A 13,697-nucleotide genomic window follows, 5' to 3' on the forward strand; every position below is an offset into this window, starting at 1 on the left:
TCGGTGACGCCCCGCGGGGCGGGGCGGGCTGTTGTCGCACTTTCCCGCGCGGCCGGCCCGGCCGCGGCACGGGCGGGGCGCGTTTCGGCATCCCTACACGTTGAAGCGGAACAGGATCACGTCGCCGTCCTGCACCACATAGTCCTTGCCCTCGAGGCGCGTTTTGCCGGCCGCTTTGAGCGCCGCCGGCGTGCGGTACCGGGCGTAGTCCTCGAACCGCGTGACCTCGGCCCGAATGAAGCCGCGCTCGATGTCGCTGTGAATGACGCCGGCCGCCCGCTGGGCCGTCGTGCCGGCGCGGATCGTCCACGCCCGCACCTCCGGCTTGGCGGCCGTGAGAAACGAAATCAGACCGAGCAGGTCGTAGGACTTCCGGATCACCTGGTCGACCGCCGGCGTCGCGATCCCGAGGTCGGCCAGGAACGCGGCCCGCTCAATCTCAGGCAGCGCGGCCAGCTCGGCCTCGATCCGGCCGCACACGACCGCCACATCCCGCTTCCCCGGCGCCGCGAGGCCGGCATACCCCTCGCGCATCGCCCCGGCCCGGTCCAGCGCGTCTTCGGCGATGTTAACCGCGATCAGGAGCGGCTTGAGCGTCAGGAAGGAGTATCCCCGGAGCGCTTTAAGGTCCTCTTCCGCCATGTCCAGATCGATGAGCGGCTGCTCCCCCTCGAGTTGGGCGCGGCACGTTTCGAGCAGCTCGAGGTCGTGCGTCGCCGACTTGTCCCCGGTCAGTTTCATCTTCCGTCCCTTCTTGTCGAGATTGCCTTCGACAATGGAGAGGTCGGAGAGGATCATCTCCTCGGTCAAATTCCGGAGATCGCGTTCCGGCGCGGCGTCGGGCGAGAAGGCATCGACCACCAGGATGAGCGCCTCCATGAGGCGGACCTCCTGGCTGATCTCGACGGCTCCGGCCTCTTTCCCCTTGCCGGTGAACCCGGGAGCGTCGAGAAATTCGATTTCCGCCGGCGTGATCTTCTTGGGATCCTCGATCTCCGCCAGCACGGCCAGCCGGGGGTCGGGCACTTTGATAATCGCCCGGTGGGCCGCCTGACTGAAATCGCCGACCGCCTCCTGCTGTCCGGAGGCGGCGTTGAAAATCGTCGTCTTCCCCGCCTGCGGTTTGCCGATGATGCCGAGTTTCATAGAGCGTAATTAAGGGTGGGGCGAAGGCGAAGGCAAGGCTGATTCCGGCCGGTCAGGAGGTTCGCCCGCTTCCGCTCGGATCTCATCGGATTTCCGCCGGGGCCGGACGGCACGGCAATCGTGTGAAAGTGCCGCTGTGTCCGCCGGCTGCGGCTCTGGATAACGGGGACCACATCGCCCACGTTGCGCGGGACAGGTCGGGCGAAGGGGGAAAGCGACCGCCTGGGACGATAGACCGCAGGCACGGGCTCTTCTGCTGCGATAGTTGCGGAGTGGGGGCAGCCCGGTTAAGTGGTGAAGGGGAACCGGCTGCGCCGGTCCTACTTCTTCTTCACCAAACCGCGCAGCACTTTCAGATTCTCGATATCCTCCGTCAGATCATCGCCTTTGGGCGTCTCGATGATCATGGGGATTTTCTTTAACCGCCTGTCATTAATGAAGTTACCGAATCCCTTCAGGCCGATATGCCCCCGCCCGATATGCTCGTGGCGGTCCCGCCTGGACCCGAGCTCTTTCAGGCTGTCGTTGGCGTGGATCACTTTCAGGCGTTCCCAACCGATCACCTCGTCGAACTGCTTCATCGTTTTCCGGTAGTCCGCCGGTTCGACAATCGGGTAACCGGCCGCGAAGATGTGGCAGGTGTCGAGACACACGCCTATCTGAGCCTTGTTGTCGACGCGATCGATCATATATGCCAGTTGCTCGAAAGTGCAGCCGAGATTGCTCCCCTGCCCGGCTGTCGTCTCCAGGAGCAACGTTACCGTGTTGTCCGGCAGTTCGTCAAAGAGACGGTTGATGGAGAGGGCGACGCGCTGCATCCCGATCTCTTCCCCGCTCCCGACATGCGAGCCGGGGTGGAGCACGAGAGCCGGGATCCGCAGCGTGCGGCAGCGCTCCATTTCCTCTTTGAGCGAGGCGTATGATTTCTCGGCGAGGGCTTCATCGGGGGAAGCGATGTTGATCAGGTAGGAGGAGTGCGATACCGCCGCGGTGACGCCGGTTTCTTCGATACGGGCGAAGAACAGGTCGATCTCTTCGGTGGTGAGTTTTTTGGCTTTCCACTGGTTGTTCGATTTGTTGAACATCTGGATCGTATCGCACGTGGCCCGGTGGCCGCGCTCAATGGCGGTGAAGACGCCGCCGGCAATTGACTCGTGAGCTCCGAACTGCATGTGGCCCTCGCTGGTTGATGGTCAGGTCGGAAAAACGCCCGATGAACATACCGGTTTTTTTCGGCACGCGCAAGCCGCGGGCGAGCCTGATCTGACATAAGCGGCTATTAATCAATTTGTTACGCCGAAGTCACGAGAGCTCGAGAGTGAGAAAAGACACAAAATAGGTGAAAAATCTTTTTTTGAAGTGACAGAATATGACACAATGGCGGTGTACACTACTATCGGTCTTTTGACCGACCTGTCCCAACCAAGGTGGACCGAATCCCTTAGTAGGGCACACCGGGGCGGGGTCGCGTTGCGACCCTGCCCTTTATCTATCGCCGCATCTCGTCCCCCGAAAGGCTCTTAAGGTGCCGGCCTATCCTTTCACGGGGCGGTGCGAATCCCAATTGCCGCTCTCCCCCACTCCCCGCATATTAACTCCCGATAACCAGTGCTGACAGGGAGCTACCGAAGATTATGTGCACATTTCTGTCCGTCGACGAGGCCGCATTCACCGACACTCACTGGCGGCAGTTCCACAGTTTCCTCGTGAACATGCACGCACGGGGATTCGGGAATGTGCCGCCGTCCACCGCCCAGGCGCTTCGGCAACGCATCGAAGCGCGCCTGGCGTTGCGGGACGGATTCCGCGAGTGGGTAATCGTTAAGGATTCAGCCGTTGTCGGCTGGTTGGGTATTCATGTCCGGCCGGGTTCGGAGACTGCGCCGCCGGTGATGTTCCTCGTGTTCGACTTCGTGCCGGGGCTGGAGGTCGCGCCGCTCTCGGCCCGCGCGGCGGGCCTGGTTGCCGCCGCGATGCGGGAGAACCGGTGTGGCGAGGTCCACTGCATGGCGGCGGAGGCCCACCTCGACAGCCTGCGGCAGACCTGGGGCGGGCGAATTCTCAGCCGGCTCCACCGCTACCGTCTCGACCGCCGGACCGCCAACCGGGACCTCATCAACGAGTGGCTGGCGGAGTTTCCCCGACAATTCCCCTCGCTGCGCATCGAGATATTCACCGAGATCCCCGAACGGCATCTCGATTCCTGGATCGCCTTGTTCGGGCAGTTTCTGGCCGACATGCCCAACGAGGGAACGGCGGCGGCGCCATTCACGATGACGCGCGCGGAGGTGCGCAAATTCGAGGCGCTGCGGCGGCGCAACGGGCAGTACCTGTACACCGGGGCGCTGCTCGACGGGGAGGGCCGGATGATCGGGCACTCGAACATGGCGACCCATGACGACCCGCCCACGGAGTGGCACCAGGCGATGACCGGAATCGAGCGCGCCTGGCGGGGCCGGGGGCTCTCGAAGTGGCTCAAAGCGGCCCTGTTTGTGCGCACCGGCGAGGATTTCCCGCAAAGCCGCTACATCTGGACCGAGATGCGCGCGGTCAACGAGCCGATCCATCTCGTGAACCGGGCTATGGGATTCGAGCTGTCCAGCGAGGGGTACGAGTGGTCGATTGACCGCGCGGCGCTTGACCGGCTGGCCGGGTAGTCCGGCGGCGGGACAGGGCAGGCGCGGCCGGCGAACGCCGCGCCGCCGTGCTGGGTAATCCGGTTACACCGGTTCGACGGCGTCGCGCGGCACCCAGCCCTTGCGGCCGTCGGCGGTGCACGCCCACAACCAGCCCGACTCCTCGCGGCGGCCCTCGAGGATATCCCCCGGGTGGACGGTGAGTTCCTCGGGGCTGTAGTCTCGTTTGAGAAAGCACCAGCCGGCCGTCGCGCCGCCCGCGGGGTCTTGCGTGATCGTGAGCCAGGTTTCCGGCACCCACCCCCCGCCGCCGTCCTCAGCGGTGCACCACACCCAGCCCTCGTACTCGCTCGGGCGGCGTTCGAACTGGAGGCGTTCGCCGGATTCCAGCTCGCGCGACGGGCCGCCGGCGGCCTGGTGGTGTTTGATGACGCGGAATTTCATGTCGCGGTTGCTCCTTTCTCGCGCGCGCCGGGGCGCCGTGTTCGGCGCCCGGCGGGCCTTCGGTTGCCGCGCTCCCGCTCACTCGTCGACGATAGCCTCGGCTTCGATCTCGACATACCAATCGGCGCGGACAAGGCCGGCCACGCCGATCATGGTGGCGGCCGGGTTGATCTCGCGGAAAAACTCGCCATGGGCGCGGCCGATTTCGTCCTGGCGCGTGAGGTCGGTCACATATATGCGGGTGCGCACCACATCGGCCGCCCGCCCGCCGAGTTGCTCGATAGCGGTGCGAATGATCTCGAGGCATCGCATCGTCTGCCCGTACGGATCGCCCGGCGCGCCCGTGGAGCCATCGGCTGCGATCGGCCCTGTGCCCGCCACATGGATGGCGTTGCCGACCCGGATCGCCCGGCAGAACCCGAACGGCTCCTCGTAGGGGGAGCCGGAGGAGACCCGGCGGCGTGCGGGATTGTCGGATCGCGGCGTCATGACCCTATTTCAGGTTCAACGAGAGAATCTTCACTTCGGTCTGGTCCTGGATGGCGTAGCGGACCCCTTCCCGGCCCACGCCGGAGCTCTTCATCCCGCCGTAGGGCTGGTGGTCGGCGCGGTAGGTGGGGATGTCGTTGACGACCACTCCGCCCGCCTCGATCCGCTCGAAAGCGTACCAGATGTCCTTGATTCGCTGGGTGAAGATGCCGGCCTGCAGGCCGTAGTCCGAGTCGTTGATCGCATCGACCACACGGTGGAAGTCGCGGTACTTCATGAGGACCGCGAGCGGGGCGAAGGCCTCTTTGGAGCAGACATCCATGTCGGCCTTGACATTCTCCAGCAGAGTCGGCTCGAGCGTGCGGCCGTCACAGAGCGCTTTGCCGCCGGCGATCACTTTCGCTCCCTGGGCGACCGCCCGGCGGAGGGTGTCGAGGGTCGCCTGCACCGACGCCCGGTCGACCATCATCCCCATGTCGACGTTCGGGTCGAGCGGGTCGCCGACCGTGATCCGTTTGACCCGGGCTTTCAACCGCCGGACAAACTCATCGTACACGTCCTCATGCACAAAAATGCGCTGAACCGAGATGCACGATTGCCCGGCGACCGCGAAGGCGCCGTAGGCGAGGCGCTCGACGGCATACGCTAGGTCGGCATCGTCGGCCACCGCCACTCCCGCGTTACCGCCGAGTTCCAGCACGACCTCCTTCTCGGCGGCGTGTTTCTTGATCCACCAGCCGACCGCTGAGGAGCCGGTGAACGTGATGAGCCGGACGCGGCGGTCCTCCAGCAGCGGCGCCGCCGCCGCCGAGGAACCGGGGAGGATCGAGACGGCGCCCTTGGGGTGGTCGGTCTTGTCGATGAGCGCCGCGAGCATGAGGGCGATGAGCGGGGTCTTGCTGGCCGGTTTGAGGACGATAGTGTTGCCGGCGGCGATTGCCGGGGCGATCTTGTGGGCCACCAGATTGAGCGGGAAATTGAACGGCGCGATCCCGGCGACCACCCCCCGGGGGAACCGCCGCACCAGGCCGACGCGCTCCTCGCTCCCCGCCGCCCAGTCCAGATCGATGATCTCCCCGCCGATCCGCCTGGCCTCTTCGGCCGCGACCGTGAAGACGCCGATCGCCCGTTTCACCTCGGCCCGCGAATCTCTGTACGCCTTGCCGAGTTCGCGGCACATCATTTTCGTGAACTGCTCGATGTTCTTCTCGAGCCCGTTGGCCACCGCGAGGCAGGTTTCCGAGCGTTTGTATGCAGGGAGATCGCGTGTGACGGCGAATGTCCGGTGCGCGATTTCGATGGCCTGCGTGTAGTCCTCGGCCGAGGCCGAAGCCGCAGCCCCGACGATCTCATCGTTGAAGGGATTGGCGACCGCGATCTTGTCGGCGCGGTCGACCCATTCGCCGCCGAGGTACATCTTATACGTTCTGGCCATGGGCAACTCCGATGTGTGTATATCCTGTCTGTTCGGGACTCCGGGCGGGGATTCGCCGCCGCGCCGGGGGCTCCGACCGTGCTCCTGTATAGGGATTCGGCCGGGCGGGCGCAAGTCGATTGTGGCCGGTGGGAAAGTCTTGGACTTGACCCACAGATTAGGGAGTTCGAGCAACACTCGCGAGCTCGTATTCACGTGCGGGAGATCCTGGGCCCGCTGTAAGATCTTGCCCGCAGGTTAGATAAGAGCCGCGCCCGCTTTAGGCCGCCACTTCTGGTCAGCGGCACCGGTTTTGCCTGAAACTAGGTCAGCGAGCGTTGCGGAAAGGAGGGATAAGATGCCGATGTCACGCTGTCGGGATCAACGGGGCCTGACCCTGCTGGAAGTCCTGGTGGCGATGGTAGTCATAAGCGCTTCCCTGTTGTTGCTCCTGGGAATGGGCGTGACGGCTCTTCACGGCAATCATTGGGCCAACAAGACGACTGTGGCCACGCAAATGATGCAGCAGCGGCTGGAGCACATACAGAGCACAGGCGACTTCTCGAACGGGACGGCATCGGCCGAAGGCGTCGATGTTTCCTGGACGTGCACGCCGATCGGCAACTATCTGCGGCGCGTCGACATCAGCGCCAACTGGGTCGATGCCGGAACTCGGAGCCGCACCAACTCCCTCACGGCGTACATCACCTCGGACTCTCTTTAGGAGGTGCGCCTATGGCACAGACACGCGAACACACCTCCGGCGCCCGAGGGACATCGCTTCTGGAAGTGCTGATTGCCTTGGTGGTCATGGGCGTCATCACGACCGCGCTGTTTGGGCTCTACATCACCCAGCACCGTACCTATATCTCGCAGGATGACGTGACCCTGGTGCAGCAGAACGCCCGCGCCTCAATCGATGAATTGGCGCGGCACATTCGCATGACCGGCCACGGCTTGCCGCTGGAAATGATGCCGCTTTCGGCGTTCAATACCGACCCGGACACGATTGTCATCAGGTACCGCACGGACAACTGTGAGACTTACCTGGCGGAGGCGATGGCGACGCCGTCCTCGGATCTCACGTGCGCCACCGATGTCGGCTGTTTCCAGCCCGGTGAGTGGGTCTACATCCTCGAACCCGATTCGGGCGGCGGCGAATGGCTTGCGCTCAGCGAGGTGCAGACCGGCGCACGGGTCTTGAGGCACGGCACGATGGTTCTGTCCAAAGCGTACGCCAAGGATGCGCTGGTCCTGACCGCCAGGCAAGTGACGTTCTATGTCGACACGACGACCGACCCACAGCACCCGGCGCTGACGGTCAAGGTGCCGGGCCAAACGCCGCAGGTTTTCGCGGAAAACGTAGAGGATCTTCAGCTGCAGTACCGCATGAAGAACGGCCTTGTGGTCGATGTTCCGGTCGTGGTGAGCGATGTGCGCGAGGTCCTGATCAGCATTACGGCCCGCTCAAATCGCCCGGACCATGAAATGGCGGAGGTGACGGGACACAGCGACGCTTACCGGCGGCGCACGTTCACGACATCCGTCTTTCTGCGCAACGTGGGCATCTAGTTGGAGGAAAAGCGCTATGACGACGCGACTGCCGACAACTGCCGGGCACCGCGGCTTCGCCACCTTCATCGCTCTGATCCTGGTGGTGATGCTGACGCTGCTCGGCATCGCGGCCTTGTCCACCTCGGACGACGAAATGAAGATAGCCGGCAACGAACTGCACGAGATGAAGGCGTTCTATGCCGCCGAGGCGGGGCTGGCGGACGCCGCGGCAGCGATGCGGTACGAGTATGACAGCACCGGGCTGCCGCCTGCGGTACTCCCCTCCGGCACCTCCAACCTGAACAACTGCCTGGTGACCTTCACCACTGCCGACGATGGTGCGGCCTCTCCGCGCATTTTGACCAGCGGCACGCTGGCCGGGTTGCACGCGCTGGTGAAGTCCTTCACCATCACCTCGGAGGCGGAGAATCTTCAGGACGGCGCGAAGGTGACGTTGTCGCAATCGTTTGAGGTGGCCCTGGTTCCCCTCTTTCAGTTTGCCGTGTTCTACGACAACGATCTGGAAATCGCGCCCGGTCCGGAGATGAACCTGATCGGCCGCGTACACTCCAACGGCAACATGTACCTGCAGTCGAACAACACGCTCCGCATGAACAGCTACGTGACCGCGGCGGGGGACATTCGCCACGGCCGCAAAGGTCCCGGCAGCGCCGGGTACGGCGATGTTCAGATCAAGAGCGCGTCCGGGGCCTTTGTCTCGATGAAGCAGGGATCGGGTTGGCTGGATGCGGGCGACCCGCAGTGGTATGATTCATCGGTGGGGCGCTGGCAGGGGCGGGTGCAGGATGCCGCCCACGGCCAGGAGTCGCTCAATCTGCCGCTCTCGCAGGAGGCGGGCGGCGATCCGCACAGATTGATCGAGCGGGCCGCCGGCAACGTGGATTCCTATGAGAACAAGGCGACCCTGAAATTCATCGACGGCCGGGCTTTCCAGCGGGTCGGCGGCATCTGGACCGACATCACGGCCGACATGACGTCCCGCAACATCATTTCCTCCTCCGATGACAAGTTCTACGATCAGCGGGAGAAGAAGTGGGTGGACCCCATGGAGCTCGACCTGGGCAAGCTGTATGATGAGGGCTATGGGCCGGCCAACGGAGTGATTTACTTCTCCGACCAGACCTCGGACTTTCCGGCCCTCCGGATTAAGAACGCCGATGAGTTGGACGGGGGTCTGTCGGTCGTCAGCGAGAATCCTATGTATGTCGTCGGAAACTACAATGCGACTGACAAGAAACCGGCGGCCCTCATTGCCGATGCCATCACCTTCCTGTCATCCGCCTGGGATGACAGCAAGAGCACGCTCAGCAAAACTCAGCGGGTCGCTACCACTACCGTCGTCAATGCCTGCTACGCAACCGGAAACGTGGAAACGACCTCCAGCGATTACAGCGGCGGATTCGAGAACCTCCCCCGATTCCTGGAGACCTGGAACGGGAAGACGCTCCGGTGGAAGGGCTCGGCCGTCAACCTGTGGGCGTCCCGACAGGCTACTGGCACGTGGAACGGAACCTACTACGACCCGCCGAACCGCGACTGGTTGTACGATACTGACCTCGATGATCCCTACAAGCTGCCTCCGGAAACGCCAATGATCCGCGTGTTCCAGCGCAGCGGGTGGAAGCAGGAGCACGTCGGGTACGCAGACGCGGACTTCTAAAAGGCTACCCGCACTGAAAAACCGAAAACCCGCCTGCGGGCGGGTTTTCTTTTGCCGGCCTCAGCGAATATCGATGTCGTAGGGGAGGCGGGCCAGGAGCTCGCCCTCCGGGAGATCCGCCAGCGGAGCGGCGGCCGCCCGCACCTCCTCGCCGACGAGACCGGCCCAGCGGCCCAGCCAGCCGAGCACGGGCACCTGGGGCAGGTCGATCAGCCGCCGGCGTTCGGGATAGCGCACGACCCGGTATTCCCGGAGGCCCAGGTGCGAGGCGGTGTAGTCGAGCGCCTGCTTGAGGCCGCCGAGCTCGTCGACCAGACCGTGCTCCCGCCCTGCCTGTCCGGTCCACACCCGGCCGCGGCCGAGCTGGTCGATGCTGTCGCGGGGAAGGCGGCGGTTTTCCGCCACCAGTCCGACGAAGTGGTCGTAGAAGGCGCCGAGCATGGCGCCGAGGCGGGCCCGTTCCTCGTCGGTGAACGGGCGCATCGAAGTCATCATGCCGGCGTGCCGGCCTCGGGTGAACAGCTCTTTGCCCAGCTCGATCTTGTCGTAGAGTCCGGCCAGCACCGGTTTGCCGCCGAAGATGCCGATCGAACCGGTGATGGTGGCGGGGTCGGCGAAGATGTGTCTGCCGGCCATGGCGATGTAGTACCCGCCGGAGGCGGCCCGCGAACCCATCGAGACCACCACCGGCTTCTGCCGGGCGGCCAGCTCGGCCCGATGGAAGATCTCGTTGCCGGCCAGGGCGTAGCCGCCGGGAGAGTCGATGCGGAACACGACTCCCTGCACCTGCGGGTTGGCGAGCGCCTGCCCGAAGGCGCTCTCCATGAGCGCCGGGGTCACCTCGCGGCCGCGGCCCGAGAGCGGGCTGGGATCCGCAGCCCCCTCGGGCTGGATTTCCCCGTCGGCGTACACGACGGCGATTTCGGGCAGCGGCGGCCAACCGTCGTTCATCAGCGTGTCGGCCCGGTAGGCGCGGAAACTGATTTCCGGCAGCGGACTGAGAAACTTGTCGGGGACCAAGCGGTCCCGATAGGTGAGCCCGTCGACCAGGCCGAGGTCGAGGGCCTCAGTCGAGGTGTAGGGCCCGCTGTCGATCAGGCCGCGCATGGCCTCCGGGTCCATGCCGCGCCCCTCCGCCAGGCCGCCCACGAACTGGGCGTAGAGGTCATCGAGCAGCCGGTTGGTCATCTCCCGGTTTGCCTCCGACGGCGTCCGCATCGTGTACGCCTCCGGGGCGGTCTTGTAGTCGCCGATACGTACCATGTCCGCGGCCACGCCGAGCTTCTCCATCGTCCCGGCAAAGAAAGTCAGTTCGGCCCGGAGGCCGATGAGGTCGAGGTCGCTGACCGGCGGGATGAGGATCGAGTCGCCGGCGCAGGCGACGTAGTAGGCGATGTTGTTCGGTCCGGTGAGGTGGCTGACGATGCTTTTCCCCTGCGCCCGGAACCACGCCATGGCCTCGCGCATTTCCTGGGCCTGGGCGAGGGTGAGGCGGAGGTTGTCCAGATGGAGCACCATCTCCCCCACGCCCGGGTCGCCGGCCGCCCGGTAGATGCCGAGCACGAGATCGGCGAAGGCGGGACGCCGCGCGCCGAAGAATGTCTGCACCGGGTTCTCGTCGGCAGCCCCGCTCACGGACACGGACAGACGGCGCGCCGACCCGCGGATCAGCGACGGCTGGCGCGAATCGGTGGCCCCCACGACGAGGTGGCTGAAACGATGGCCGGCGTCGGAATCGAAGTGGCTCTGCGTCCCGACGAAATACTCCAGCAGGTTGGCCCGCGCGCCGATCTCGAAGTTGCCGTCGGAGTCGACGAACGCCTCGATGGAGAGGCCGGTGGCGGGGATGACTTGCGCGTGGTAGATGTAGGTCCAGTCATCCTCGGCGGCGGCGGCCGACGAGAGGGCGTCGACCGCAAGCGTAACCGTCGCCCCCTGCGGCCGGTAGCCGAGCGAATAGCGCTGGATGACGCGGGTGTCCTCGCCCTCAAGCTCGGACCGGTTCAGGTTCGACCAGACCGCGCCCACGGCGAAGGGGCTATTGCCGCGCGAGGTGAGGCCGATGTTCCAGTAGTGGCGGTGATCGTAGGGACTGGGGCCGGACGGAAAGTACCGGTAGGAACCCCCCACCGAGAGCGAGGAACCGAGCGACAGGCCGCCGGCGAGCGCGTATTCCTTGAAATCCTCCCCGGCGTCGCTGTCAATGCGCCGGTAAGCCAGTCCGAATCCCCGTCGCGTGATGACGGTGCCCCAGTTTTTCAGAACCGAACCCTCGGCGAGGTCGCCCATGAAAGCGACGGTGGCGGGTTTGTAGGGGCCGAGGACGGCCGGGTTGACCCAAACCGCTTCGGGGCCGAACGCGGTGGCCGCGGGCGCATAGTAGAACACGTCGTCGGGAAAAGGCACTTCCTGCGCCTTCGCCCCGAGCGGGATGGCCGCGGCTGCCGCAAGCAGCGCGGTCCAGCGATGAAACCGCATCATTCCTCTCCCTGGCCTCGGCCACGAATGTAGATGTTGCCGCTGCCGCTGATGGAACTGCTGATGAATCCTTGTCCCCCGCCGACCACCAATCCGAGGCGGTCGCGCTGGACGAGGTCGGTCTGGAACCGCAGACCGGACACTTCGATCCGGCCGCTCTCCCCCACCGCGAGCGACATCACCGCCGACAGGTCGGCGGCGGCGGTGATGTCGACATCCTCGAACCGGTTGCTCACCACCAACTGGCTCTCGCCCAGGTCGGCGATCTCGAGCGTGATCGGGGCGGACTGGCCGCGGATCACATTGCGCCGTCCGAGCGGCCGGAAGTCGGTGACGTCGATGAGGCCGAAATCGTTGCGGATGCTGACTTCGCCGGTGAGCCCCTCAATGCGGATCTCCCCGCCGTCGTTGCGGAACACCGCCTGGTGCTCCCGGCTCTCGATATCGGAGGCCGTGAGGGTCGAGTTGCTCGTCCGGACGGCAATGTCGCCGGCGACGTCCTCGAGAATCACGCGGCGGTTGGCTGTGCCGAGGTCGACCGGTCCCCGCACCCGGTAGACCTCCAGGCGCCCGAGCGACGACGGGTTGACCACCCCGCTGAACGGACCCTCGGCCGTGACGTCAAAATAGAGCGCGTCGATATCGACGAAGACGTTTTCAGGAACGCGGATTTCCGCGTCGACGCTCCCCGACTCGGCGCCGCTCCACGGCGCGGGGTTGGGCGCGCGCAACTGGAGCCGGGCGCCGTCGGCAACGCGGCCGATGTCGACAGCGATGAGGTCGATGTAGTCGACGGCGCGGGAGCGCGAGTCGGTGACGGCCTGCTTGGTGTAGACGACGACGGCCCGGTCGGTTTCGGTAGCGCGGATGGTGATCTTTCCGGCCAGCGTGGCGGCCGAGCGGACGAGCAGCTTCTCGCCGGGGGCCAGCGGGGCGGCGACAGTCAGCGGGCGGGTGGCGAAGCGGCCCTCGCCGGCGTCGTGAATTTCCTGCGCCCGGGCCGGGCCGATACCCACCACTGCGGCGGCCAACAGCGCGCAGGCGGCGCGCCGGGCCGGTCGGCTATGAGAGCGAGTCATAAATCCCTTTCATGAGTATTGATCCCGCGACCGCCGCGTTGAGCGACTCGACCTCGGGGGCGTGGGCCACGCGGACGGTGCAGGCCGCCAGCGCCCGCATCCGGTCGGACAGGCCCTCCGCCTCCGACCCCACCGCGAGCGCGTAGCGGGCCGCCGGGTCCGGGCGGAGAGATTCGCTCAGCGTCTGCGTCCCCCCGCGCCCGGCCGCCAGCAGGGTGATCCCCTCGCTCGCCACCAGACGCGCGAGGGTGTCGCAGTCGGCGGCGGCGATCCGGACGCCGAAGACGGCCCCGGCCGACGAACGCACAACTTTGGGTGCAAACGGCTCAGCCGTCGTCCCGACCGTCACCACCAACCGGAAACCGAACGCGAGCGCGGACCGCAGGAGCGTGCCGAGGTTGCCCGGATCGGCCACGTTTTCGCACACAAGAATGGTACGGTGGCGGCGCGCACAAAGTTCGGCCGGGTCGATCCGGGGAATGGTAAAGACGCCGACGATGCCCTGCGGAGCGGGCGTGTCGGCCAGCTTGGAGAGCTGGCGGACCGACAGCTCGCGGCAGGGAACCCGGGCGGCGCGAAAGCGCGCCGCCAGTTCGCGGCCGCGCGCGCTGAGGTCGGCGGGCGCGTAGAACACTTCATCCGGCCGAAACGAGTGACGCAGCGACTCCTCGAGCAGGCGGATCCCCTCGGCGAGGAAGCGTCCCTGACGCCGCCGCCCCTTCTTGGTCAGGAGCGCCTGCAGATTTTTTAATTCCGTGCCGGTGACCTGCATATTT

The 13,697-nt window shown here is 65.5% G+C and carries 12 protein-coding genes; 4 read left to right on the plus strand and 8 right to left on the minus strand.

Annotated features, from left to right (window positions below):
- Positions 1–93: 93 nt before the first annotated feature.
- Entirely contained in the window at positions 94–1,146 is a 1,053-nt protein-coding gene (locus KA261_10225) for a YchF family ATPase (GenBank protein ID MBP7698175.1), read from the minus strand.
- Positions 1,147–1,466: 320 nt separating this feature from the next.
- A complete protein-coding gene (locus KA261_10230; GenBank protein MBP7698176.1) occupies positions 1,467–2,318 on the minus strand; it encodes a deoxyribonuclease IV in 852 nt (283 codons plus the stop codon).
- 462 nt (positions 2,319–2,780) lie between these two features.
- On the opposite strand from KA261_10230, the gene KA261_10235 reads away from it, so the two are divergent.
- Positions 2,781–3,803 carry a hypothetical protein gene (locus KA261_10235; protein ID MBP7698177.1) on the plus strand — a complete coding sequence of 341 codons (1,023 nt, stop codon included), beginning with the start codon at positions 2,781–2,783 and terminating at the stop codon, positions 3,801–3,803.
- A gap of 63 nt (positions 3,804–3,866) precedes the next feature.
- On the opposite strand, the gene KA261_10240 is transcribed toward KA261_10235, so the two are convergent.
- From KA261_10240 to KA261_10250, 3 genes are all read right to left on the minus strand, one after another.
- Positions 3,867–4,226 (minus strand): SH3 domain-containing protein, encoded by a 360-nt coding sequence (locus KA261_10240; GenBank protein ID MBP7698178.1) that lies wholly within the window; start codon positions 4,224–4,226, stop codon positions 3,867–3,869.
- Positions 4,227–4,304: 78 nt separating this feature from the next.
- The gene (locus tag KA261_10245; protein MBP7698179.1) at positions 4,305–4,715 is read right to left on the minus strand and encodes a RidA family protein; all 411 of its coding nucleotides are present in this window, start codon (positions 4,713–4,715) and stop codon (positions 4,305–4,307) included.
- 4 nt (positions 4,716–4,719) lie between these two features.
- Positions 4,720–6,150 (minus strand): aldehyde dehydrogenase family protein, encoded by a 1,431-nt coding sequence (locus KA261_10250; GenBank protein MBP7698180.1) that lies wholly within the window; start codon positions 6,148–6,150, stop codon positions 4,720–4,722.
- A gap of 337 nt (positions 6,151–6,487) precedes the next feature.
- Here KA261_10250 and KA261_10255 point away from each other — a divergent pair, with 337 nt between their 5' ends.
- From KA261_10255 to KA261_10265, 3 genes are read left to right on the plus strand one after another with little or no spacing between them, the layout of a single operon-like run.
- Positions 6,488–6,853 (plus strand): type II secretion system protein, encoded by a 366-nt coding sequence (locus KA261_10255; GenBank protein MBP7698181.1) that lies wholly within the window; start codon positions 6,488–6,490, stop codon positions 6,851–6,853.
- Positions 6,854–6,864: 11 nt separating this feature from the next.
- Positions 6,865–7,701 (plus strand): hypothetical protein, encoded by an 837-nt coding sequence (locus KA261_10260; protein ID MBP7698182.1) that lies wholly within the window; start codon positions 6,865–6,867, stop codon positions 7,699–7,701.
- A gap of 16 nt (positions 7,702–7,717) precedes the next feature.
- Entirely contained in the window at positions 7,718–9,364 is a 1,647-nt protein-coding gene (locus KA261_10265; GenBank protein ID MBP7698183.1) for a hypothetical protein, read from the plus strand.
- A 60-nt stretch (positions 9,365–9,424) separates the two neighbouring features.
- Here KA261_10265 and KA261_10270 read toward each other — a convergent pair whose 3' ends face one another.
- The 3 genes from KA261_10270 to KA261_10280 are packed head-to-tail and all read right to left on the minus strand — an operon-like array spanning position 9,425 to position 13,693.
- The gene (locus KA261_10270) at positions 9,425–11,842 is read right to left on the minus strand and encodes a S49 family peptidase (protein MBP7698184.1); all 2,418 of its coding nucleotides are present in this window, start codon (positions 11,840–11,842) and stop codon (positions 9,425–9,427) included.
- Positions 11,842–12,921 carry a hypothetical protein gene (locus KA261_10275; GenBank protein ID MBP7698185.1) on the minus strand — a complete coding sequence of 360 codons (1,080 nt, stop codon included), beginning with the start codon at positions 12,919–12,921 and terminating at the stop codon, positions 11,842–11,844. Before KA261_10275 ends, KA261_10270 begins: the two co-directional genes overlap by 1 nt.
- Positions 12,905–13,693, minus strand: coding sequence for an RNA methyltransferase (locus KA261_10280; protein MBP7698186.1), 789 nt, complete (start codon positions 13,691–13,693; stop codon positions 12,905–12,907). Before KA261_10280 ends, KA261_10275 begins: the two co-directional genes overlap by 17 nt.
- Positions 13,694–13,697: the final 4 nt, after the last annotated feature.

This window comes from Candidatus Zixiibacteriota bacterium (assembly GCA_017999435.1).
Taxonomy (GTDB): Bacteria; Zixibacteria; MSB-5A5; order GN15; family FEB-12; genus JAGNLV01.